The 21,980-nt window shown below is 70.8% G+C and carries 20 protein-coding genes and 1 pseudogene; 5 read left to right on the top strand and 16 right to left on the bottom strand.

Features of this window, described 5'->3' with window-relative positions:
* Window positions 1-27: 27 nt before the first annotated feature.
* From ACZ39I_RS02680 to ACZ39I_RS02650, 7 genes are all read right to left on the bottom strand, one after another.
* The gene (locus ACZ39I_RS02680; protein WP_467242079.1) at window positions 28-678 is read right to left on the bottom strand and encodes a DUF4360 domain-containing protein; all 651 of its coding nucleotides are present in this window, start codon (window positions 676-678) and stop codon (window positions 28-30) included.
* Window positions 679-844: 166 nt separating this feature from the next.
* Window positions 845-1,420, bottom strand: a complete 576-nt coding sequence (locus tag ACZ39I_RS02675) for a hypothetical protein (protein WP_467242077.1) — start codon at window positions 1,418-1,420, stop codon at window positions 845-847.
* Window positions 1,417-2,814 carry a hypothetical protein gene (locus ACZ39I_RS02670; RefSeq protein WP_467242074.1) on the bottom strand — a complete coding sequence of 466 codons (1,398 nt, stop codon included), beginning with the start codon at window positions 2,812-2,814 and terminating at the stop codon, window positions 1,417-1,419. The genes ACZ39I_RS02675 and ACZ39I_RS02670 overlap by 4 nt, the downstream gene beginning before the upstream one ends.
* Window positions 2,811-3,620, bottom strand: a complete 810-nt coding sequence (locus ACZ39I_RS02665) for an ABC transporter ATP-binding protein (RefSeq protein WP_467242071.1) — start codon at window positions 3,618-3,620, stop codon at window positions 2,811-2,813. The genes ACZ39I_RS02670 and ACZ39I_RS02665 overlap by 4 nt, the downstream gene beginning before the upstream one ends.
* A 32-nt stretch (window positions 3,621-3,652) precedes the next feature.
* Window positions 3,653-4,471, bottom strand: coding sequence for a zf-HC2 domain-containing protein (locus ACZ39I_RS02660; protein WP_467242066.1), 819 nt, complete (start codon window positions 4,469-4,471; stop codon window positions 3,653-3,655).
* On the bottom strand, window positions 4,468-4,998 hold the full coding sequence (locus ACZ39I_RS02655; protein ID WP_467242063.1) for an RNA polymerase sigma factor: 531 nt from the start codon (window positions 4,996-4,998) through the stop codon (window positions 4,468-4,470). The genes ACZ39I_RS02660 and ACZ39I_RS02655 overlap by 4 nt, the downstream gene beginning before the upstream one ends.
* Before the next feature lie 122 nt (window positions 4,999-5,120).
* A complete protein-coding gene (locus ACZ39I_RS02650) occupies window positions 5,121-5,579 on the bottom strand; it encodes an RrF2 family transcriptional regulator (protein ID WP_355737358.1) in 459 nt (152 codons plus the stop codon).
* 110 nt (window positions 5,580-5,689) lie between these two features.
* Between ACZ39I_RS02650 and ACZ39I_RS02645 the strand changes: the two genes are divergently transcribed.
* Window positions 5,690-8,677 (top strand): glycoside hydrolase family 35 protein, encoded by a 2,988-nt coding sequence (locus ACZ39I_RS02645; RefSeq protein ID WP_467242059.1) that lies wholly within the window; start codon window positions 5,690-5,692, stop codon window positions 8,675-8,677.
* A gap of 9 nt (window positions 8,678-8,686) precedes the next feature.
* Here ACZ39I_RS02645 and arfA read toward each other — a convergent pair whose 3' ends face one another.
* From arfA to ACZ39I_RS02620, 5 genes are read right to left on the bottom strand one after another with little or no spacing between them, the layout of a single operon-like run.
* A complete protein-coding gene (gene arfA / locus ACZ39I_RS02640) occupies window positions 8,687-10,204 on the bottom strand; it encodes an arabinosylfuranosidase ArfA (RefSeq protein ID WP_467242056.1) in 1,518 nt (505 codons plus the stop codon).
* Between the two features lie 21 nt (window positions 10,205-10,225).
* On the bottom strand, window positions 10,226-11,191 hold the full coding sequence (locus ACZ39I_RS02635; RefSeq protein WP_467242054.1) for an arabinan endo-1,5-alpha-L-arabinosidase: 966 nt from the start codon (window positions 11,189-11,191) through the stop codon (window positions 10,226-10,228).
* Window positions 11,192-11,202: 11 nt separating this feature from the next.
* On the bottom strand, window positions 11,203-12,063 hold the full coding sequence (locus ACZ39I_RS02630; RefSeq protein WP_403666995.1) for a carbohydrate ABC transporter permease: 861 nt from the start codon (window positions 12,061-12,063) through the stop codon (window positions 11,203-11,205).
* Window positions 12,060-13,010: a carbohydrate ABC transporter permease gene (locus ACZ39I_RS02625; protein ID WP_467242050.1), complete on the bottom strand. Its 951-nt coding sequence runs from the start codon at window positions 13,008-13,010 to the stop codon at window positions 12,060-12,062. The genes ACZ39I_RS02630 and ACZ39I_RS02625 overlap by 4 nt, the downstream gene beginning before the upstream one ends.
* Window positions 13,007-14,356 (bottom strand): extracellular solute-binding protein, encoded by a 1,350-nt coding sequence (locus tag ACZ39I_RS02620; protein WP_467242048.1) that lies wholly within the window; start codon window positions 14,354-14,356, stop codon window positions 13,007-13,009. The genes ACZ39I_RS02625 and ACZ39I_RS02620 overlap by 4 nt, the downstream gene beginning before the upstream one ends.
* A 180-nt stretch (window positions 14,357-14,536) precedes the next feature.
* Here ACZ39I_RS02620 and ACZ39I_RS02615 point away from each other — a divergent pair, with 180 nt between their 5' ends.
* Genes ACZ39I_RS02615 through ACZ39I_RS02605 form a run of 3 tightly spaced genes read left to right on the top strand, consistent with a single transcriptional unit; the run spans window position 14,537 to window position 17,749 of the window.
* Window positions 14,537-15,127, top strand: coding sequence for a toxin-antitoxin system, toxin component family protein (locus ACZ39I_RS02615; RefSeq protein WP_467242045.1), 591 nt, complete (start codon window positions 14,537-14,539; stop codon window positions 15,125-15,127).
* Window positions 15,124-16,356 carry an MAB_1171c family putative transporter gene (locus tag ACZ39I_RS02610; RefSeq protein ID WP_467242043.1) on the top strand — a complete coding sequence of 411 codons (1,233 nt, stop codon included), beginning with the start codon at window positions 15,124-15,126 and terminating at the stop codon, window positions 16,354-16,356. The genes ACZ39I_RS02615 and ACZ39I_RS02610 overlap by 4 nt, the downstream gene beginning before the upstream one ends.
* On the top strand, window positions 16,349-17,749 hold the full coding sequence (locus ACZ39I_RS02605) for an NAD(P)/FAD-dependent oxidoreductase (protein ID WP_467242040.1): 1,401 nt from the start codon (window positions 16,349-16,351) through the stop codon (window positions 17,747-17,749). Before ACZ39I_RS02610 ends, ACZ39I_RS02605 begins: the two co-directional genes overlap by 8 nt.
* Window positions 17,750-17,769: 20 nt before the next feature.
* Here ACZ39I_RS02605 and ACZ39I_RS02600 read toward each other — a convergent pair whose 3' ends face one another.
* Both ACZ39I_RS02600 and ACZ39I_RS02595 read right to left on the bottom strand, forming a co-directional pair.
* On the bottom strand, window positions 17,770-18,618 hold the full coding sequence (locus ACZ39I_RS02600; RefSeq protein WP_467242038.1) for an SMP-30/gluconolactonase/LRE family protein: 849 nt from the start codon (window positions 18,616-18,618) through the stop codon (window positions 17,770-17,772).
* On the bottom strand, window positions 18,615-19,388 hold the full coding sequence (locus ACZ39I_RS02595; protein ID WP_467242037.1) for an IclR family transcriptional regulator: 774 nt from the start codon (window positions 19,386-19,388) through the stop codon (window positions 18,615-18,617). The genes ACZ39I_RS02600 and ACZ39I_RS02595 overlap by 4 nt, the downstream gene beginning before the upstream one ends.
* A gap of 283 nt (window positions 19,389-19,671) precedes the next feature.
* Here ACZ39I_RS02595 and ACZ39I_RS02590 point away from each other — a divergent pair.
* Window positions 19,672-20,361 (top strand): annotated as a pseudogene (locus ACZ39I_RS02590) (TerD family protein); the annotation flags it as partial.
* Window positions 20,362-20,386: 25 nt separating this feature from the next.
* Here ACZ39I_RS02590 and ACZ39I_RS02585 read toward each other — a convergent pair.
* Window positions 20,387-21,610, bottom strand: coding sequence for a PucR family transcriptional regulator (locus ACZ39I_RS02585; RefSeq protein WP_467242035.1), 1,224 nt, complete (start codon window positions 21,608-21,610; stop codon window positions 20,387-20,389).
* 3 nt (window positions 21,611-21,613) lie between these two features.
* Entirely contained in the window at window positions 21,614-21,766 is a 153-nt protein-coding gene (locus tag ACZ39I_RS02580) for a hypothetical protein (protein WP_020116177.1), read from the bottom strand.
* Window positions 21,767-21,980 lie beyond the last annotated feature (214 nt).

Genomic DNA, 21,980 nt, shown 5'->3' with positions numbered 1-21,980 from the left:
CCCAAAAGAGCGGCGGGCGACACCCCTTCACTTGCCCGGGCACTCCTTCCACGCCATGTGGTAGACGGTGCTGATGTCGCCGTCGGTCGAGTCCATCGTCATGAAGCTGACCTTGGACGGCGAGGAGGTGCCCGCGTTCACGCGGACCTCCGTGTTGATGTTGAAGTTGCGCTGAACTCCACAGGGGGCCCAGACCAGTTGGGCCCAGTCGGTGGTGTCGGTCGCCTGCCAGTTGTCGTTGTAGGCGCCGGGGAAGGTGTGGGTCTTGGCGGCCGTCTGCGAGGAGCCCTGGAAGTAGTACGAGGCCCGCTGGACGCCGCTCGCGCCGGCCTGGAGCGAGGCGAAGCCGCGGTAGTCCGCCTCGGCGATGGCGTAGGTGAAGCCCTGCGGGACATGGACGATCAGGTTGAGCTGGCAGTTCTTGCGGAACGCCGTGGGGTCGGAGTTGCCGCCGACCTGGGCGAGGTAGTCGCTGTAGGTCACCGTGAACGCGGTGTTGTCCTCGGAGACGGCGACGGCCGCAGTGCCGGCGCGACAGCCGGAGCCGTTCACCGTGGCGACGTCGATGACGATCTTGTCCGGGGGCGGGTCGACGAACCCGCCGGACGGGTTGTGCGCGGGCACCGCCGCGGTGAGAAGGGCGGCGACGGCGCCGCCCAGAATCAGTCCACTTGCCATGGGGGGTCTCTCCTCTGCGCTGTTGTTGAAGCGTGGAGAACCTGTGTGGTTTCTGTGAAGCACCGCGGCGATCGAATCGTAGGGAGCGCCCTGTGACACCGCCAGGGCGAACTCCAGCCATTCCGGTGTTGGCCGAACTCACGTGTAAACAGGGTCAGTTGGCTTACTAACGCCTCGGACCGGCGACGGCGTACGCCGTGGTGCCGACGACCGTGAGGACCAGGGCCGTCCAGGTGGCCGCCGCCGTGCCGGGAGGCAGCAGCATCCACATCGCCACGTGCATCGGCGTACTCGTCGGGGGCGGGGCGAGGAACACCAGCGAGAGCCAGGCGAACGGCAGCGTCCATGCGTACTGGCTGCCCGAGAGCGCCGCACCGAGGGCGACCAGACCCATCAGGCCCGCGCTGTCCCGGACGACGAACGCGGTGGTGGCCATGGACACGCCCATGGCCTGCACCGTCAGCAGCGACGCGGCGACGGCCGCGCCGGCAAGCAGCACGTGCGCAGCTCTACGGGGAATCCAGCGGATCGCGGCCGTCCGGTCCAGCGCGAGGTCCTGCCCGCCGAGCCCGACCGAGACCGCCATCGCCCCTGTGGTGAGGACGAGCACGGGCATACGCGGATCACCGGGCTCCGCGTTCCCGTCCCGGGCGAGCGCCCACAGGGTCACCGCGCCGATCAGCACCGCGGCGAGCGCCGCGGGTACCTGACGCGAGCGCGCGTACAGCGTCAGCCATCTCACCGGGACGCGCCACCTTTCAGTGCGTCGAACGGGTCGCCCTTGCAGGACAGCGCCGCGGCGCGCATCGCGTTGATCCGCGAGAGCTGCTCGGCCCGCGGAAGCGCCTTGAGTTCGTTCCACACGGGGCGGGTCTCGGCGTCGACCTCGCGGCGCAAACCTGCTGACAACGTGCCAGGAAGCGGCTTGAGGTCCCCGAGGACCCAGCCCAGCGCGACGGCCTGCGCGAATTCATCATTCCCGAAGCCGCTCCAGCCGGTGGGGGTGCATCCCGGCACCATGCCCTTGGCGATCAGGGCCCGGGTCAGCTCCTCGCCCTTCGCGGTGGCGATGATGTCGTCGTCGAAGTCGAAAAGCACGGTTGTGCGGGACCACCGCGGCATGAAGCCCTCCGGCAGTAGGGCGGTGTTCTCCCGCACCGAGACCGGCGCCTGGCTGCCCAGGGCGTCGCGCAGCAGGCGCAGCGCCTCTTCACCGGGACCCGCCAGGTCCGCGAGTCGTGCCCGTTGCGTCTGAGTCACGCACACCGGGCCGTCGCACACCAGCTCCGCGGCGGCCTTGTCGACGACGTACATCCGGCGCGGCTCGGAAGGGAGGACGAGCAGGGCGATCACCGCGCCCGCCAGGACGGGCGTCAGGGCGATCAGCCGGGCGCGCGGGGTCGCGGCGACGAGCAGCGCGACGCCGGTCGCGGCCATGCCGAGCAGCCAGATCGTCTGGCCGACGTGCACGGAGGCGGAGAGTGTGACGAGCGCATCCCGCACCTCCTGAACCGCCGGTGACAGCAGCGAGATCCGGTTCGGCGCCGTGGCCGGAACCCCCGCCGCCGTGGTCGTCTCCGTCCTGCCCACAGACATGTGCATGAGGGCCGTGAACACGAAGGCGCCCATGGCCAGCGCGGGCGGGGTGAGCGGCGACGGCAGAGCCCGCCCGGCCCCCATGCCCAGCACGGCCCCCGCGACGAGCGAGAGCGCTCCCACCAGCGAGATCGGCAACCAGCCGAGGTGCATGTACTCGGTGTGGGCGAGCACCTGGACCCCACCCACGAGGACGAGAAGCGCAAAGGCCGAGGCCAGGGTGATCGCCGTCGTGCCCGCCAGCACGGCAGCGCGGTGGCGGGCGGGCCGCGATGTGGTCGCCAGCAGCTCGGACATCTTCGAGCGATGGTCACGCAGGCCCTGCAACGCCCCGAGCCCCACGGCAAGCGGCCACAGGTAGAACAGCAGGGAGCGGGTCCACAGGGCCATGGACGTCCACTGGGCCGTCCACGCCGTGGTGCCGCTCCACCACTGTCCGGGGAACAGGTACAGAAACGCCAGCGCCGGCACCAGGACCGCGACGCCGGCCCACGGGGCGACCGAACGCCTCAACTCGATGCGCAGAACACGGCAGTTCACCAAGTCCCCCTTGACTGCGCGGGGTTGATCAGCATGGCCGAGTAGCCGCGCTCCAGCGGGCTGTCGCCCTCGTGCTCCGGGCCACCCACCGAGGCCAGTTCGTCCGGAGGCCCCTTGAAGACCAGCCGCCCCTCGGCGAAGAGCACCACGTCGGTGCAGGCGGCGGCGACGTCCTCCACCAGGTGGGTCGAGACGAGCACGCAGGTGTCCGTGCCCAACTCCTGCAGCAGCTCGCGGAAGCGCAGCCGCTGCGCCGGGTCCAGGCCGACCGTCGGCTCGTCGAGGAGCAGGATCGTCGGGTCGTTGACAATGGCCTGGGCGATACCGACCCGGCGCACCATGCCGCCCGACAGGGCCTTCATCCTCTCGTCGGCGCGGTCCGCCAGACCCACCCGCTCCACGGCACGCTGTACCGCAGCGGGGATGTCCGCCTTGGGCACCTCCTTCAGCCACGCCATGTACTCGACGAACTCGCGCACGGTGAAGCGCTTGTAGTAGCCGAACTCCTGCGGCAGATAGCCGATTCGGCGGCGCACCGCACGGTGCTCGCCCAGGCCGCCCACGGGCTCGCCGAGCAGTTCCAGGGTGCCCTCGGTGGGGCGCAGCACGGTGGCCAGAGTCCGGATGAGAGTGGTCTTGCCCGCCCCGTTGGGGCCGAGGAGTCCGTGGACGCCGATGCCCAGCGAGAGGTCGAGGCCGTCGACGGCCATCCGTTTCCTGCCGACCCTGACCTTCAGCCCGGTGGCCTGGATCTCCCAGGCGTAGGGCGTCGGTGCGATGTCGGCCGCGCTCACGGCGGACGTCATGCGGTGTTCCTCTCCCGAGTTCTTTCGGATGGTCATCGATGAGCTCCCAGCAGGGTGTACGCGCCTCTGCGCGCGATCACGACACCGATACCGAGCGCGAGGATCAGTCCCCACACGGCCAGACCGCCCGTCTGCAGGGCAAAGGTCGTACGGCTGGTGGCCAGGGTCGGCGCCACGACCGCACCGGCCCACACAGCGGCCAGCACGAAGGCGGCTCGGGTCACACCGATGACACCGCCGAGCGCCAGGGTCATCGAGGTGAAGGCCAGACAGGGCAGCAACCACTGCACCACCATCACTCCCGTCGCCCAGCCGCCCACCAGCAGCGCGGGGACCACCACACCGAGCACGGACGCGGTGCGCCGCAGCACCAGATAGAGCCCGCTCCTGGGCACCGAGGCCGTCAGCTCGTAGGCCGGGTCCAGACCGCGCGACCAGGACGCCGCGACGCCGAGCACGGGCAGCACCGGGGCGAGCAGCAGCACCAGCGACACCTCGCCGGAACCGGTGTAGGCGAGGTCGAGCAGCAGGGTCAGCAGCGTCACGCCCACGGTCATGGCCAGCCACGGCAGCATCGTGGGGGTCATCCACCTCGACAGCCGCGCCGACCAGCGCCGTCGGCGCGGCATCGTGGCGGTGACCGCGAGTCGGGGTTCGAGGCCGGACCACACGGTGTCGACGAGCCGTGCCACGTCGGGCGCCCCGGCACCGACCGCGGCGGACAGCCGGTCACGGCACACCCGGCACAGCTCCAGATGCGCCTCCACGGCCCACACCTCGTCGGCGGAGAGGTCCGCGCCGCCGCGTACGTATCCCTCGATGATTCGCCTCGACGCGTGTTCGACACTCATGCCAGCGCCCTCCGCATCTCGATACGGGCCCGGCGGGCACGGGTCTTGACCGTGCCCTCGGGCAGCCCGAGCAGGACCGCGGTCTCCCGGACGGACAGCCCGTCGAGCACCATCGCCTGCAGTACCTGTCTCAGCTCCGGTGCGAGGCTGCGCAGCGCGTCCCCGACGTCACCGCCGACGGTCTCCGCGAGCGCCAACTCCTCGGCGGCGGGTGCCGCGTCGGGCGGGGCGGCGGCCGGTGGCGGCTCCGCGTGGTGAGCCCTGCGCCGGAACGCGTCGACCAGGCGGCGTGCCGCGATCGTCCACAGCCAGCCGGTGGCCGTCCCCCCGACAGCGGTCCCGGCGAATGCACCTGCCGCGCGCCACACCGCCAGGTAGGTCTCCTGCATGACCTCCGCGACGATCTGCTCGTCCACGCACCGGCGGCGCAGCCGCACCACCATCCACGGCGACGTACGGCGGTACAGCTCCTCGAACGCGGCACGGTCGCCTTTGGCCACCAGCCGGACGAGACGCTCCTCGCCCATCTCGTGCAGCGTCGCTCTGACTGATCTCACACCTGCTAGACGCCCGGCCCCGGCGACAGGTTTTCCCCTGACCGTGATCCACGTCACACAGGCAGGCGGAGCTCCTCGGTGGGCTCTCTACCTCAGGGGTTCTCCCACGCGGCCGGTTCGGCCGCGAGCCGCTGCACCGGCTCCGGGAGCGCGTCGCCCGCGATGTCGGCGATGGTGACGCCCTCCAGGATCTTGCGGACGTTGGCCCGCAGTGCGATCCACAGCGGGAGGAGTGGCTGTGCGGAACCCGTGTACTCCAGACCGGTGGGCCGCTCGCCGCGCACCGACACGATCGGCCCGTCGACCGCGCGGATGACATCCGCGACCGTGATGGCCGAGGCCTCGCGCGCGAGCCGGTAACCGCCGCCCCCGCCGCGCCTGCTGTCGACGATCCCGCCGCGCCTCAGGTCGCCGAGAATCCCCTCCAGGAACTTGTGCGGAATGTCCTGGACCGCGGCGATGGCCTCGGCCTTCACCGGCTCCGTGCCCTGCCGCACGGCAAGCTCCAGCACCGCCCGTACCGCGTAGTCCGCCCGTGCAGAGATCCTCATACGGCAATTGTGCGGTGTGCGGGCGTAGACAATGGTCACGCCACAATAGGCACACCACCCACACCCACGGACGGACTGGCGCTAGCGCGGCACCACCAGGAGGCGCTCCCTTGGAGCTGAGCAGACGTACATTCAGCGCCCTCGCCGGCACCACGGCGCTCGGTTTCGCGCTGAGCGGCAGCGGTGGGGAGACCACCCGGGCCTACGCCTCCCACAGCGTGCCCACCGGGCCCGCGCCCGGCGCGCCGGCGGCCGACCGGGTCCGGCACAAGGTCGGTTACGACAAGTACTCGCTGGTGGTCGACGGCCGGCGCCTGGTGCTGTGGTCCGGCGAGATGCACCCCTTCCGGCTGCCGAGTCCGTCGTTGTGGCGGGACGTCCTGCAGAAGATGCGCGCCCACGGCTTCAACGCGGTGAGTGTGTACGTGGCCTGGAACTACCACTCCCCGGGCCCGGGCCAGTACGACTTCACCGGTGTCCGCGACCTCGACCTGTTCCTGCGCACGGCCACCGAGACCGGCCTGTACGTGATCCTGCGGCCGGGCCCGTACATCAACGCCGAGGTCGACGGCGGCGGCTTCCCCGGCTGGCTCGCGGCGACCGCCGGCCGGGCCCGCACCTCCGACCCGGCCTATCTGTCGTACGCCGACGAGTGGCTGACCGAGGTCAACGCCATCGCCGTGCGGCACCTGTTCACCAAGGGCAGGGGCACGGTCCTGCTCTACCAGATCGAGAACGAGTACGACGCCTTCGTCGACGAGAGCCTCGGCCGCGACTACATGTCCCACCTGTACAAGAAGGTGCGCGCCGACGGGATCGACGTCCCGCTGTTCCACAACGACAAGGGCAGGAACGGCTACTGGACGCCCGGGTCCTTCAACACCGGCGGCGAGGAGCGTGGTTGGCTCTACGGCTTCGACGGGTATCCCGCGCCGTCCGAAGTGCCGCCCGACTGGGGCGACTTCGGTGTGGGCGGACTGAAGGGCGGGGCCACGGCCAGCCCCAGGACGCCCGGGTTCATCCCGGAGTTCGGCGGCGGCTGGTTCGATCCGTGGGGCGGGGCCACCTTCGACGGCAAGGGGTACGCCGAGGCGCGGCGGACCCGGGACGCGGCCTACGAGCGGCGCTTCCAGCTCACCAACCTCGCCAACGGCATCACCGTGCACAACGTCTACATGACCTTCGGCGGCACCTCGTGGGGCTGGCTGCCCGCACCGCAGGTCTACACGTCGTACGACTACGGGGCGGCGATCGACGAGGCGCGCCGGCCGACACCGAAGCTCGCCCCGACGCACCAGCTCGGCCATCTCCTGCGGACCGTGCCGGACTTCGCCAAGCTGGACCGGGCCGACGCGGTGCGGGCAGCCGACGAGCGGCTGAAGGTGTACCACCTGACCAACCCGGACACCGGCTCCCACGTGTACGTCGCGCGCAACGACACCGCCGCGCCGATCACCACCACGATCCCGGACGCCGGGATCGACGTGGCGTTCACCGTCGCCGCTCATGACGCCCGACTGCTCGCCGCGAACCTGCAGTTGGGCGGACACACCCTCAAGTACGCCACCGCGCAGCCCATGATGTACCTGAAGGTCGGGCGGATGGACGTCGCCGTGTTCACCGCCCCGCACGGCGAGATGGCCCAGGTCCTGCTGGAGTGCCCGGAGGAGCCGCTGGTCACCCGGGGCGACGCGCAACCCGCGTGGAACTACGACCTCGGTGTCCTCAGGATCACCGTGCCGATGGGCGTCGGCGGCCCGGCCCGGGTGCGGATCGAGGGCGGCGGCAGCGACACCCCGCTGCTGCTGATCTTCGCCGACGACCCCTGGTCGCTGCGGCTGTTCCCGGTGGACACCCCGACCGGACCGGTGCTGGTGTACGGGCCGTCGCTGGTGCGCGGGGTCACCCTGGACGGCGCGACCGCCCACCTGACCGGAGACACCGTCGAGGGCACGGGCATGGAGGTGTGGGGGCCGCGCGGCATGGACCGGATCACCTGGAACGGCCGCCCGCTGCGCACCTCCGCCACCCCCATGGGCAGCCTGCGGGCGGACATGCCCGCCACACCCGGACAGCTCCCGATCCCCGGCGTGGGCGAGGTGCGGCTGCCCGCGCTGGGCGGCTGGCGGCGCCGTACCGAGAACTTCGAGTCCCTCCCGGACTACGACGACTCCGGCTGGACGCGGGCCGACCGCACGAGCTCGTTCAGCGTCACCCCGGTCCCCGAGGACGGACCGGTCCTGTTCGCCGACGACTACGGCTTCCACTACGGCGACGTCTGGTACCGGGGGCACCTGACGGGCGCGGACGAGCTGGAGTCGGTGTCCCTGTCCTACAGCACCGGCACGCAGGGGCTGCTGATGGCGTGGCTGGACGGCGAGCCGCTGGGCACGCACCGGATGCCGGTTCCGGACAAGCGCTCGGCGCGCAAGGGGAGTTGGACGGCGACGGCCACCTTCGACGTGCCGCCGCCCTCCGGGTCCTCGCCCCGTGTCCTGTCCGTCCTCGTCCGGCGGACGGCACACGACATGGACGGCGGGTCCGCCGACTCCCACAAAGCGGCCCGGGGGTTGACGCAGGTCACCTTCAAGGGCGGTTCACCGGAGGCGAGTTGGCGTATCCAGGGCGAGACGGCACCCGACCCGGTGCGCGGGCCGCTCAACAACGGCGGACTGTACGGGGAGCGCAAGGGCTGGCATCTGCCGGGCTTCGCCGAAAAGCACTGGGAATCCGCCGAGTTGCCCGGCGCCGACCGGCGTCAGGGGGTCACCTGGTACCGGACGACGTTCCGGCTCGCCGTGGACACCGGCACCGACGCCTCCATCGGCCTCACCCTCGACGACGACCCGAGGCGGGCCTACCGCGTCCAGATCTTCCTCAACGGCTGGAACATGGGCCAGTACGTCAACGACGTGGGCCCGCAGCACACCTTCGTGCTGCCCAACGGCATCCTGCGCACCCGCGGCACCAACACCCTGGCGCTCGCGGTGCTGTCCGACGGGACGACGGAGTCGGGGCCCGGTGACGTACGCCTGACGCTGCTGGGGGCCGCGGCCGGAGGAGTGCCGGTGACACCGGTGGACTCCCCCGGCCGGTAGCCCGGTCGGTCACGCGAGCCGGATCACGTTCCAGGACAGCGGCTCCAGTACGGCGGTGAGGGTGCCGTCCTTCAGCGCGGTGCCCTCGGCCGTGTGCGGGGCGACCCGGTCGGGGGCGTCGAGGGTGTTGCGGGCGTCCGGGTCGGCGTCGGCGAGGACGCTGTGCTCGACGACGTCCGTGAGGTCGAGGCCGCTCAGGGCGACTTCGAGCGGCAGGGACTCGCCCTGGCTCCGGTTGACGGCGAAGACGGTGACCGTGCCGTCCTCGGCGCGCACGGCGGTGGCGTGCAGGAGGTCCGTCTCGCCGTACTTCTTCGTCTCGTACGTCGGTGAGTCGACCCGTACGTCGAGGACCTCGCCGCGGCCGTACTTCGAGGCCTGGGCGAACGGGAAGAACGTCGTCTGACGCCAGGCCGGGCCGCCCGGCTCGGTCATGATCGGGGCGATCACGTTGACGAGCTGGGCGAGACAGGCGACGGTGACGCGGTCGGCGTGCCGCAGCAGGGCGATGAGGAGGGAACCGAAGACGACCGCGTCGAGGACGCTGTAGTTGTCCTCCAGGAGGCGGGGGGCCTCCGCCCAGTCCCGCGCGCCGGAGTTCTCGATCTCGTGCCACTCCGAGATGTACCAGACGTTCCACTCGTCGAAGGAGAGGTTGATCTTCTTCTTGGACTTGAGCTTCGCGCCCACGTGGTCGGCGGTGGCGACCACGTTCTCGATGAAGGACTCCATGTCGACGGCGGAGGCCAGGAAGGAGTCCACGTCGCCGTTCTCGGGCTGGTAGTAGGCGTGCAGGGAGATGTAGTCGACGAGGTCGTACGTCTCGGCGAGGACCGTTGCCTCCCACTCGGCGAACGTGGGCATGGACTGGCTGGAGGAGCCGCAGGCGACGAGTTCGACGCCGGGGTCGATCTGGCGCATCGCACGGGCCGTCTCGGCGGCGATCCGGCCGTACTCCGTCGCCGTCTTGTGGCCGGTCTGCCAGGGGCCGTCCATCTCGTTGCCGAGGCACCAGAGGTTGATGCCGAAGGGGTCCTTGTCGCCGTGGGCCCCGCGGAGGTCGGAGAGGGCGGTGCCGGCCGGGTGGTTGGCGTACTCCTGGAGTTCGAGGGCCTCGGCGACACCGCGAGTGCCGAGGTTGAGGGCCATCATCGGCTCGGCCTGGGGGCCGACCTTCTTCAGGAAGTCGATGTACTCGGAGAGGCCGAAGCGGTTGGTCTCGGTGGAGCGCCAGGCGAGGTCGAGGCGGCGGGGGCGGTCCTCCACCGGGCCGACGCTGTCCTCCCACTTGTAGCCCGAGACGAAGTTGCCGCCGGGGTAGCGGATGGCGGTGACGCCGAGTTCGCGGACGAGTTCCAGGACGTCGGTGCGGATGCCGTCCTCGTCCGCGGAGGGGTGGCCGGGTTCGAAGATGCCGGTGTAGACGCAGCGGCCCAGGTGTTCCACGAAGGAGCCGAAGAGGCGGGGGTTTACTTCGCCGACCTTGAAGGCGGGGTCGAGCGTGAAGCGGGCGGTGGACTTGCTCATGGGGACCTTTCAGGAACGGAGTTACTTGACAACGGGCCAGTCACGCACCCAGCCGAGCCTGTTCAGGCCCAGCTTCGGTGTGCCGTTGTCCTCTGCGTCGTAGTAGTGGTACGCCAGCCAGTCCTGGCCGCGGGTGCGGAAGACCGACTCGCCTCCCGTGCCGATGTACCTCCCGTGTCCTGCCAGCAGCAGGTCGCCGCCGCCCTCGAGGAGCGGCTTGCCCGTGCTGTCGACGTACGGGCCCGTGACCTTGGTGGATCGTCCGACCCTGATCTTGTACGTGGAGTTCACTCCCGCACAACAGGCGTCGTAGGAGGCGAAGAGGTAGTAGAAGCGGCCGTGCTTCACGAGGGCCGGGCCCTCGACGGCGTACGGGGCGTCGGGGCGGGTGGCCAGGTGGTGGACGCCGGCGCCGGGGAGGGCCTTGCCGGTGGCCGGGCTGAGCTCGACCATGCGGATGCCCGTCCAGTACGAGCCGAACGACATCCACAGCCTGCCGTCCGCCCGGACGATCGCCGGGTCGATGGCGTTCCAGGAGTCGGTGGTTTCGGAGGTGAAGACCTTGCCGTGGTCGGTCCAGGTGCCGGGGAGACCGGACGGGGAGGTGGCGACGCCGATCGCGGAGTGGTTGGTGCCCCAGGAGGAGACGGCGTAGTAGAGCCAGTAGCGGCCCGCGCGGTAGGAGATGTCCGGCGCCCACGGGTCACCGGTGTCGTTGTACTCGTACCACCAACCCGGCGCCTCGGCGAAGGCGTTGCCCGCGTCGCTCCAGTGCGTGAGGTCCTTGGACAGCCGGGCCCCGATCACACCGCCGGTCGAATAGGCCACGTACCCACCGGACTTGAGATGAATGACGGCCGGGTCATGAATGATCTGCTGACCGCTGATCGGAAGCGGGTCGGGGTAGGTGGGGTCGGCCTGGGCCGTGGTCGGGAGCAGGGCGATGAGGGCGGCGGTCAGGAAAGTCACGTACCTCAGGCGCTTCACACTCGGACTCCTCACTGGCCCGCCAACCCCGTGTGGGCCACCCCCGCCACGATCTGGCGTTGGAAGAAGACGAACACGATGATCAGCGGGAGGCCCGCCATGAGGCCCCCGGCCATGAGTTGGGCCCACTGGATGCCGTAGGAGTTCATGACGGTCGCGATGCCGTTCGGCATGGTCATCAGGTCGGGGTTGTTGGTCACCATGTAGGGCCACAGGAAGTTGTTCCAGGAGGCGATGAAGGTGAAGATGCCGACCGCCGCCAGGGAGGGACGGGCCAGCGGGACCACGATCGTGAAGAAGACCCGCCAGCGGCCCGCGCCGTCGATGAAGGCCGCCTCCTCCAGTTCCCGCGGGACGCCCTGGAAGAACTTGTAGAGGATGTAGACCATCGCGGCCGGTGCGCACTGCGGGAGGATCATGCCCCAGTACGTGTCGACCATCCCCATCTGCTGGACCGTGGTGAACAGGGGTACGCCGAGGACCGCCGGGGAGATCATCAGCCCCGACATCACGATGCCCATGAGCACGTTCTTGCCGCGGAACTCCGTGCGGGCGAAGCCGTATCCGGCGAGGGCGCTGACGGTCAGGACCACGGAGGTGACGCAGACCGACACCACCAGGGAGTTGACGAACCAGTTGGTGATGTTGCCGGTCTCCCACAGCGCCTTCCACGCCTGGACCGTCCAGACCTTCGGCAGCCAGTGCGGCGGGATCTCGGCCGCCTCCGCCTCGGACTTGAGGGAGGTGAACAGGGCCGCGGCGATCGGTGCCACGAACACGGCGGACACGGCGACGCCGAGGAGGGTGAGGACGATCTGGCTGGGTGTCCAGGGCTTACGGGGGCTCTTGCGGGCCGGTACGGCGGTGGTCATCGGCCGCCCTCCTCAGGGTTGCGCAGCAGCCACATCCGCGACAGGGCGACGACTGCGATGATCACGAAGAAGATGATGGACATCGCGGAGGCGTAGCCCACGCGGTAGCTGGTGAAGCCCTGTTCGAGGGTGTACTGCACGAAGGAGCGCGTGCTGACCTCCGGTCCCGGCCCGAAGTCCATCATCACGACCGCCTGGTCGAAGAGCTGCAGCGAGGCGAGGATCTGGAGCGCGATCACCAGGCCGGTGATGTGGCGCAGCATCGGCAGCGTGATGTGGACCATGCGGTGCCAGGCGTTCGCGCCGTCCAGCTTCGCGGCCTCGTAGAGGTGGTCGGGGATGCCCTGGAGGGCGGCGAGGTAGAGCAGGAAGCTGAAGCCGACGGTCCACCACAGGGTCTCGATGACGATGGCGAGCATCGCGTACGACTTGTCGGTCAGCCAGGGCGTGTCGAGCCCGAAGGTCTCGTTGATCAGGCCGATGCCCTGGGTGAACAGCCACTGGAACATGTTGGCGGCGACCGTCGAGGGCAGCAGGAACGGCACGAAGAAGCACAGCCGCCACAGCCACTTGCCGCGCTCGATGTGGTGGGCGAGCATCGCCAGCAGGAAGGCGAGGACGGTGATGCAGGGGACGACCAGCAGCGTGAAGTACGCGCTGTGGCCGAGCGCGTCCCACATCGCCGAGTCGCCCAGGGCCTCGCGGTAGTTGTCGAGGCCGACGAAGTTCGCGCCGTCGCCGGAGATGTTGGCGTCCGTGAAGCTGAGCCAGACGCCGCGCAGCAGCGGCCAGATCACGAACAGCACGAAGAGCGCCAGGAACGGGGCGACGAACCAACCCCCGTGCTGGAAGCCCTGCTTGCGGCGGACGGTGGCCGTCGCGGCCGCGGTCCTGGCGCGGGCCGGTGCGGCGACGGCTCCGGTCGTCATGTGAGCGCTGGTCGTCATGCGACCGCACCTCCCTGCGCGGCGGTCCTGCCGTCCATCGGGTTCTTCGAGGCGAGGAGCTTGGTGAGATGGCTCTTCATCGTCTGCGCGACCTTGTCCGGTTTGGCGGAGCCCATCGTCGAGGAGACGACGACCGGGCCGAGGTCCTGGGCGAGCACGCCGGTGGAGCCCGCGAACCACACCTTCGGCTCGGTGGCCTGGTGGTCCATGGCGCCGGCGTACTCGTTCTGCGGGGTGAGCTTCTTGTACGCGGCCGTGGAGAGCGTCGGCGTGTACGCGGGGATGTGACCGCCGGCCGCCCACTGGAGGGCGTGCGTGACGACGTACGCGGCGAGTTCGTGGGCGCCCTCGTTGGTGGCGCCGCCGCGGCCGGCCTGGTGCGGCAGGACGAAGGCGTGCGACTCGGCGTGGGTGGCCTGCCTGCCGAAGACGGGCGGCAGCGGGGTCGCCCCGTAGTCGAGCTTCGCGCCGGAGAAGACCGGCACGGACCAGTTGCCCTCCCAGGTGAAGGGGGCGCCGTTGATGAACTGTTCGCCGGTGGGGGCGCCGGGGATGACGTACCCGTCGGTGACGTGCTTGCGGAGGAACTCCAGTACCCGGGTGGCCTTGTCGGGGTCGAAGAGGACCTCGGTGTTGTCGGGGTTGAACCACTTGCCGCCGAGCTGGGTGTAGAAGGCGACGAAGAACCACCACTGGAAGTTCTGGTCGTTGGTCCACAGGCCGATCGTCTGGAGGCCCTTCTTCTGGGCGGCCTTGGCCTTCTTCAGGACGTCGAACCACTCGTCGGTGGAGGTGACCGGGATCATCCGGCCGTCGTCGCCGAGCAGGCCCGCCTTGCCCAGTACGTCCTTGCGGTAGAAGCAGAGCTGGACGTGGATGTCGAGCGGGAGGGCGTAGAGCTTGCCGTCGATGACGCCGCGCTTCCACAGCGCGGGGTTGTAGTCCTGTTCGCGGACGCCGTACTTGGCGAGCAGGTCGACGTCCCACGGGTCGAGGAGGCGGCCCGGCGAGAAGCCGGTGACCCGGCCCATGTGCATGACGCCGAGGTCGGGGGCGCGGTTGCCCGCGGCCGCCATGGCGAGCTTGGTGTAGAAGGGGTTGCCCCACTGGAGGGTGGAGTCCTTCACGTCGATGTCCGGATGCGCCTTACGGAAGGCGTCCAGCATCGCGATCATGTTGGCGCCGTCGCCGCCGCTGAAGAGGTTCCAGTAGCGCACCCGGGTGTCCGCGCCGGAGGCGAGCGCGTCGGCCCCGGTGCCGAGGGCCGCGAAGCCGAAGCTCGCGGCGACGGTCAGGCCGCCCGCCGCGGCGAGAAGATGCCGGCGGCTCAGGTCAGGTCGTCCCATTCCCTGCCCCATCTGTTCGAGATCTCGAATTGCGCTCGTAACTTCGAACGGGACCGTAGGCAGGAAGCGCTTTCTAGTCAATGGGGTGCGCAGGCAAAATCGGATCGCGTGACGGGACAGTTCGGGGCGCGTAGTCTCGAACAGCCCGTCCTACGGCGGCGGGAGAGCTCAGGGGGTGGGATGGACATCGCGGGCGCGCGCAGGAGTGCGGCCCGGATCGCCTCGGCGCTACGACGCACCCGTGCGACCCCGGCCATGCGCGATCTGGTCTCCGACCTCACCGACGCGGTCCGGGCCCGGCCCCGCCCCCCGGCCGACGTGCCCGAGCTGTGCCGGATGCTGTGCCAGGAGATGAGCGCGCGCCGCGGCGGCCGCCTCGTCGACCTGCGTTTCGAGCGGTTCCCCGACGAGATCGCGGTGACCGGACTGTGGGTGGAGTTCGAGGACTTCGACCTCGTCATCGTCGAGGAGCGGGCCGAGGAGATGCAGCAACTGGTCATCCTGGGCCATGAGTTGTGGCATCTGCACGCGGGTCACGCCCACCATCACGCGGCCGCGGCGGACGCGCTCGCCGGACGGCCCGGCTGGGACTCCGTCGCCCTGACCGTGGCCGCCCGCAACGGCTCCCGGGAGGTGGACGAGGCCGAGGCCGACGACTTCGGGCACCGGCTCGCGGCCGCCTTCCTGCAGGTGGGGCGAGGCGACACGGCCTCCCCCGACCCCCTCCAGAGGTCGCTCGGCTACCGCGGACGCGGAGGCGGGACGCTGTGACACCTCAGCAACTGGCCGAGGGACCGACCGCGTTCTTCACCGGCCTGTACATCTCCTTCTGGCTGCCGGGCCTGGTCCTGGGCGCGGCCCTGGCGATCAAACTGCCCAGCATCGTCAAGCTGTGGCGTGACCCCCTGCTGCGTGCCGTCGGCGGTGTGCTGCTGCTCGCCTGCGCGGTGTTCGTCTTCGCGGCCCCGAGCACCATCGCCTGGACCAACCGGGTCACCGGCGTCCCGAACATCGCGGCCCCCTGGGTGTACTCCCTGATCACCGCGCTGTCCGCGTCCTGGCTGCTGCTGGTCGTGCACTGGCGCAACGGCCACACCGACCGCCGTGCGCAGACACGGCGTGCGACCCGCTGGGTGGTCGGCGTCTACACGGCCGTGGTGGTCGCGCTGTGGGTCCTGTTCGCCCTCGCCGACGTGCCGGTGGAACAGATCCGGGACCTGGACACGTACTACGCCACCACGCCCTTCATGCGCGAGGAGATCCTCCTCTATCTGATCGTGCACACGGCGGCCTGTCTGATCACCGCCCGGCTCATCTGGACCTGGATCCGCACCGAGGGACTCGACGGCTGGCTGCGCTGGGGCCTCAGGTTCCTGACCGTCGGCTATGTCACCAACCTCCTGTTCAGCGTGTCCAAGTTCACCGCCATCGTGGCCCGGTGGACCGGACACGACCTGGACTGGCTCAACACCAACATCGCGCCGTCCGCCGCCTGTATCGGCGCCACCATGGTCGCGACCGGCGTCATCGTCCCGCACGCCGGGCAGTACCTGCAGGAGCGCTGGCTGGTCCGCCGCCGACGCCGGAACCTCAGGCCGCTGGCCCGCCTCCTGCGGGCCGTGCCGGGCCGCCGTGAGCCCCTCGCCCTGCAGGCCACCCCCGAGATCCGCCTGATCCGCCGCGAGACCTACATCCGCGACGCGCTCCTCCAGCTCTCCCGCCACCTCGACGAGGACCTGCGGCGGCGCTCCCACGACGCCGCCCTCGCCCTCGGCGCCGACCCCGGCCGGGCCCGGGCCCTCGCCGCCGCGGTGACGATCCTGGACGCCGTGGAGACCGGGCGGCACGCCGGGGACGGCGACGACACGACGGCTCCTGACACCGCCTACCTGCTGCAGGAGATCCACGCCGTCTCCGCGGCCCTGCGCAGTCCCGACGAGATCACGGCGGTGCGCGCCCGCGCGGCCGTCCCGGCAGAGAGCATGTCCGCGCATGACTGAAAGCCCCTCCCCCGCCAGAGTCGCCGTCGTCCTCGGGGGGTCCCACACCGGCATGCTCGCGGCAGCCGCCCTGGCCGGGCTCGCCGACCGGGTCGTCGTCGTGGAACGCGATGCGCTGCCCGCCGGACCCGCGCCCCGCAAGGGACTTCCGCAGGCCCGCCATGTCCACCAGCTCTGGTCCGGCGGGGCGCTCGCGCTGGAGGAACTGCTGCCGGGGGTCACGCAAGGACTGCGGGCGGCGGGGGCGCACCGGCTGCCGGTGACCACCGACATGGTGGCGCTGTCCCCGCGGGGCTGGTTCCGCCGCTGGACCGAGTCGCACTTCATGCTGCTGTCCAGCAGGGATCTGCTGGACGCCACGGTGCGGGCCCAGGTGCTGGCAGATGACCGGATCGAGCTGCTGCAGGACGCCGAGGTGCTGGGGCTCGACGGCACCGGCGCGGCGGTCACCGGCGTCCGGGTCCGGGTGGACGGTGCCGAACGCACCCTGCGCGCGGACCTGGTCGTCGACGCGACGGGCCGCGCCTCACGGACCCCGCAGTGGCTGACCGAGCTCGGCCTGCCCGCCCCCCGGAGCCGGACCGTGGACTCCGGCCTCACCTACGCCAGCCGCCGCTACCGAGCCCCCGAACCCGCCCGCGAAGGCTACCCCGTCGTCAGCGTCCAGCCCGACGCGCGCTCCGGCCGGCCCGGGCGCGGCGGTGTGCTGCTGCCGATCGAGGACGGGCAGTGGCTGGTGACGCTGTACGGCACCCGGGGCGGCGAACCCACCGCCGACACCGCCGACTTCACCCGGTACGCCCGTAACGAGCTGCGCCACCCCGTCCTCGCCGACCTCGTCGACCGGGCCGAGCCGCTGACGGAGGTGGCCCTCACGCGTACGACGGCCAATCGCCGGCACTTCTACGAGCGGATGCCGGCGTGGCCCGAGAACTTCGCCGTGCTGGGCGACGCCGTCGCCGCGTTCAACCCGGTGTACGGGCACGGCATGTCGGTGGCGGCGCAGGGCGCGGTGGCCCTGCGGGCGGTGGTACGACGGCACGGCTGGGGCGCGCCCGGTCTGTCCCGCCGTATCCAGAAGGCGGTCGCCCGGCCGGTCTCGGCCGCGTGGGACCTGGCGATCGGGCAGGACGTGTTCTACCCGGGCGCCACGCAGGACGGACCGACGCTGCGGGACCGTGTGGTGGCCGCGTACGTCGACCGGTTGATGTACACCGCCACCGGGAACGGGCGGATCGCCCGCCGCGTCACCGATGTCACGTCGTTGGAGCGGCGGGCGGAGGTGCTGCTGACGCCGGGTGTCCTGCTGGCGGCGGCGGTGGGGCCGTTGAAACCTGCGTTGGCCGAACCGCCGCTGACCGCCGAGGAGTTGAAGCAGGCGGGGCTCGAGTAGCCGGCCCGGCTCAGCCCCGCTCAGCCCGCGAACGGCTGTTGCCGTACGCCCTTCCCGGCCCCCGGCACCACCAGCAGGGAGCCCGCCACGGGGTGCGGGGCGTCCAGTCCCACCCGGGCCGTGGTGATGTACAGGTCGCTGAGATCGGGTCCGCCGAAGGCGCACGCGGTGACGCGTGAGGTCGGGAGGGTGATCACCCGGTCCAGCTCGCCGCCGGGCGTGTACCGCCGTACCGCTCCCCCGTCCCACAGGGCGACCCACACGCACCCGTCGGCGTCGACGGTGAGGCCGTCGGGAAAACCGGCGCCGTCCTCGATCTCGACGAGGGTCCGGCGTTTTCCGATGTGGCCGTCGTGGTGGTCGAAGACGTCGACGCGGCGGGTGGGCGAGTCGATGTAGTACATGAGCCGGCCGTCCGGGCTCCAGCCGGTGCCGTTGCTGACGGCCACGTCGTCGAGGACGGTGTGGTGCGTGCCGTCACCGGTGATCCGGGACAGGGTGCCGCCGCCCGGTGCCTCGTCGTAGCGCATGGTGCCGGCCCACAGCGAACCGTCGGGGGCCACGGCGGCGTCGTTGGCCCGGCGGCCGGGGACGGGCTCGTGGTGGAGCCAGCGCAAGGAGTCGTCGAGGTCGAGCAGGGCCACGCCGTCCCGCAGGTTGAGGACGAGTCCGCCCCCGGCGCGCGGCTTGACGGCACCGATGTGCTGGTCGAGGACGCGGACCGTGCGGTGGCCGGAGACGGGGTCGTAGCTGTGGAGCCGGGCGCCCAGGATGTCGATCCACAGCAGCCGCTCGCCGTCCCACGTGGGCCCCTCGCCGAGGGTGGCCTCGGCACGTACCGCGACCTCGTACTTGGTCATGCGGGTCATCCCACGCTCCGGTGACCGAGGCGCTCGGACAGCTCGGCGGCACCCTTGACGGCCAGCTCCTCCAGCTCGCCGCGGCGGTCCTCGCTCCAGCGGATCATCGGCACGGAGATGGAGAGCGCGGCGACGACCTGCCCGGTGCGGTCGCGGACCGGGGCGGCGATGCAGGACACGTCCGGGTTGGACTCGCGGTTCTCGACGGCGACCCCGCGCTGCCGGATCTCGTCGAGGGCCTCGCGCAGGGCGCCGGGGTCGGTGATGCTGTTGGGCGTCATGCCGACGAGCGGAGTGCCCTCCGGGATACGGGAGGCGAGCTGCGGCTCGGGGAGGGAGGCGAGGAGCATCTTGCCGACAGAGGTGCAGTGCGCGGGCAGGCGCCGGCCGGCGGCCGACACCATCCGCACCGCGTGCGTCGAGTCGACCTTGGCGATGTAGATGACGTCGGTGCCCTCCAGGATCGCCACGTGCACGGTCTCGTCACAGGTCTCGGCGACGGACCGGGCGACCTGCTGCCCCTCGGCGGCGAGGTCGAGCTGCTCGGCGTACCGGCTGCCGAGCTGGTACGGCCGCACCCCGAGCCGGTAGCGTCCCGGCTGGCCGGGGACCTGGACGATGTACGACCGGGCGGCGAGAGTGGTCACCAGCTCGTGCACGGTGGTGCGCGGCAGCTGGAGCCTGCGCACGATGTCGGGGGCGGAGAGCGTCCCGTCTCCGTCGAGGAAGAGCTCGAGAATGTCGAGAGCCCGGGTCACGGCAGGTACGAGGCGTCCCACAACCGGCCACCTCCCTTTACGTCTAAGGCGTCTGTGTTCGAAATCTCAACAGACGATCGGAATGACGAACACAGGCTAGCGACAGGCTGTTTCCTCCGGCAATGGCCATGCGGGTCACGAAGTCCTCATCGGAGCTGTTTCCGCAGGATGGACACGGGTGCGGGCCGCCGGTACTACTGTGTTCGTGTGCGACACGTCACATTGCGTGGTGTGTTCTGGGGGATGTGATTCCAGGGGGGATCTCGTGCTTGAAATGACCAAGGGGTCGAACACTGCCCTGTCGAAGAACATGGGCTCGGCCTGGGTGCCGGTGCGCAACGGCATCAGCGACGAGACCCTGTGCCAGGGCGATCCGCGTGCCCTCGAAGTGGTCCAGAGCTGGGAGCGGCTCGTCCGCCAGGTGTGTCTCAGGCTCGGCGGCGAACTCGGGCAGAAGGTGCTGCCGGCCCAGCGCGCCCGGCGAGGCACCGATCCCGAGGCCCGCCGGTTGCAGCTCGCCGACCGGCTCTGCGTGGAAGGCAGGCTTCAAGCGGAACTGCGCGTCGAGCAGGCGCCCGGCCTGCTCACCATCGGCGCCGATCTGCGCACCGGCAGACTGCGCACTTCCATCGAGATTCCCGCGCCCGAGCAGGGCTACCCCCTGGCCTGGGCCAAGCGTCTGGTCCGCCGCCTCGCCGAGGCACCGGCGGATTTGCACGTCGAGACGCTGGTGGAAGGCCAGGCGGGAGGCCCGCGGGGCACGCTGGAGCGGCTGCGCCCCGAACCGGCGGACATGCTGCCGAAGGGCGGCGCGGCCATCACCGGTTTCCGTCTGTCCCTTCTCAAGACCATGGGGAACAGCCGTGGCAACGCCGAGTCCAGTTTCATCCGCAGCGTCGACGACGCCGTACACCGCTTCTACTCCACGGTGATGGTCCACCTGGACGGTCCTGCGCCCCGGCGGACGGGGGTGAGGGAGCGGGCCAGGGTGTGAGCCACGGGCGGCGGCGGTCCGCCCTTCACGCCAGCTCCCCCCGCAACCGCCGAGCCCTCAGTACCAGCTCCAGTTCGAAGCGGCGGTCCGGGTCGTCTATCTCGTCGCCCCAGAGTTCGCGGATCTGGCGGAGGCGGTAGCGGACCGTCTGGGGGTGGACGCCCAGACGGGCCGCCACCTCCGGGGCTCCGCCGCGGGTCTCCAACCAGGCGAGCAGGGTTTCGGCGAGCCGGCGGCCGTGGGTGGGGCCGCAGTGGCGGAGGGGGGCCAGGCAGCGCAGGGCGAGGTCGTCGATCAATTCCTCCGGCTGGAGCAGGACCAGGGCCTCGGTGTGTTCGGTGCAGTAGAGGACGTCCCCGGCGGGGAGCAAGTCGCGTTCCATGAGGCGTACGGCGGCCTCGGCCCAGCGGAGGGATTTCGCCGCGTCCACCAGCGCGACCGGAGGGCCGATCGCGCCGGCCCAGCCGGTCAGGGCCCGGTGCAGGAGTTCGGGGCGGCCCGCCGCGGCCGGTTCCGGGACGACCATGCGGGGCTGTTCGTAGTCCATGTCCAGGAGGACTCCCTGGCCCACCGCGGGAGGGACCGCCTCGCGCGCCGGACGCAGGAGGACGCCGACCGCCACCTTCTTCGGGAGGGGCCAGCCGATGCGGGCCGCGCGTTCCGTCAGCGCGTCCGCCGGATCGCCCCGGTGACGTTCGGCCAGGAGTAACTCCATCAGGCGGCGCTGGAGACGCAGGCGCTCGCCCGCCTGGCGTGCCGCCGCCTCCGCGTAGCCCCGGACCGACTGGTCGACCAGGCCGTCCAGGTACTCGTAGCCCGCGTCCACCAGCTCGTACATCGCCGGCGGCGGGATCTCCACGCGCTGGCCGATGTCGGCGAAACGGCGCCAGGCCAGGCGTACGCCCATGCGGTAGATCGCCTGGAGCGAGTCCAGGCTGCGGCCGTTCAGGCCCTCGCCGCGGCCGAACTCCTGGAAGACACCCGGAGGGACCGTCGGACGGCCCTCCGCCGTCTCCAGGTGCTGGACGAAGACCTCGATCGCACGGCGGATGCCGACCAGCGCCATCGGTTCGCCGGACTCGTCGAGGACCACCGGCAGATGCGGGTACTCGCGGCGGATCTCGCGCAGGATCTCCTCCGCGAGGGCCGGCGCCTCGGACATGGCGATGGCCGCGAAACGGCGGACCTGGAGGCGCGGGACGTCATGCCAGGCCGAGCGGGCGTTCACGGCTGCCGGGCGGGCGGCCACGGGTCAACTCCCCTGGTCCGTCTGCTCGTAGGTGATCAAGGGTGTGTTGGGCTGCTCGGGCGTCGCCTCCAGCAGCGCGACGATGCCGAGCGCGGCACCGAGGGCGAGCAAAGCGGCGACCACCACGGTCAGTGCGGCGGCGAGCAGTCTGGACATCGCAGGGGCGCCTCTCTCGAGCGGCTCGATCCGGCGTACGTCCCCACCCGGAACGCGGAACCCATCGGGTTCCCCGACCCGGCACCCACCCTGCCTGTCGGCCCAGTCTCGACAAGAGACTGACAATCCGTCAAGAGATTGACAGCCCGCGTCAGAACGCCATACGGTCTCCGGCCCATAGAGCGGCCCGAACTCCGTCATCTCACGCCCCTGG

It is taken from the genome of Streptomyces sp. NPDC024687, from assembly GCF_055559055.1.
Note: the sequence above shows the minus strand (reverse complement) of the source record. Positions and strands in the feature narration are given on the sequence as shown.

What these genes read in the sequence shown, in the direction of transcription:
- arfA (WP_467242056.1), bottom strand. Translation starts at nt 10,204, where the DNA reads ATGAGCAAGTCCACCGCCCGCTTCACGCTCGACCCCGCCTTCAAGGTC.
- ACZ39I_RS02615 (WP_467242045.1), top strand. Translation starts at nt 14,537, where the DNA reads ATGGACATCGCGGGCGCGCGCAGGAGTGCGGCCCGGATCGCCTCGGCG.
- ACZ39I_RS02620 (WP_467242048.1), bottom strand. Translation starts at nt 14,356, where the DNA reads ATGGGACGACCTGACCTGAGCCGCCGGCATCTTCTCGCCGCGGCGGGC.
- ACZ39I_RS02665 (WP_467242071.1), bottom strand. Translation starts at nt 3,620, where the DNA reads ATGACGTCCGCCGTGAGCGCGGCCGACATCGCACCGACGCCCTACGCC.
- ACZ39I_RS02580 (WP_020116177.1), bottom strand. Translation starts at nt 21,766, where the DNA reads ATGTCCAGACTGCTCGCCGCCGCACTGACCGTGGTGGTCGCCGCTTTG.
- ACZ39I_RS02650 (WP_355737358.1), bottom strand. Translation starts at nt 5,579, where the DNA reads ATGAGGATCTCTGCACGGGCGGACTACGCGGTACGGGCGGTGCTGGAG.
- ACZ39I_RS02660 (WP_467242066.1), bottom strand. Translation starts at nt 4,471, where the DNA reads ATGAGTGTCGAACACGCGTCGAGGCGAATCATCGAGGGATACGTACGC.
- ACZ39I_RS02600 (WP_467242038.1), bottom strand. Translation starts at nt 18,618, where the DNA reads ATGACCCGCATGACCAAGTACGAGGTCGCGGTACGTGCCGAGGCCACC.
- ACZ39I_RS02605 (WP_467242040.1), top strand. Translation starts at nt 16,349, where the DNA reads ATGACTGAAAGCCCCTCCCCCGCCAGAGTCGCCGTCGTCCTCGGGGGG.
- ACZ39I_RS02655 (WP_467242063.1), bottom strand. Translation starts at nt 4,998, where the DNA reads ATGGGCGAGGAGCGTCTCGTCCGGCTGGTGGCCAAAGGCGACCGTGCC.
- ACZ39I_RS02625 (WP_467242050.1), bottom strand. Translation starts at nt 13,010, where the DNA reads ATGACGACCAGCGCTCACATGACGACCGGAGCCGTCGCCGCACCGGCC.
- ACZ39I_RS02630 (WP_403666995.1), bottom strand. Translation starts at nt 12,063, where the DNA reads ATGACCACCGCCGTACCGGCCCGCAAGAGCCCCCGTAAGCCCTGGACA.
- ACZ39I_RS02680 (WP_467242079.1), bottom strand. Translation starts at nt 678, where the DNA reads ATGGCAAGTGGACTGATTCTGGGCGGCGCCGTCGCCGCCCTTCTCACC.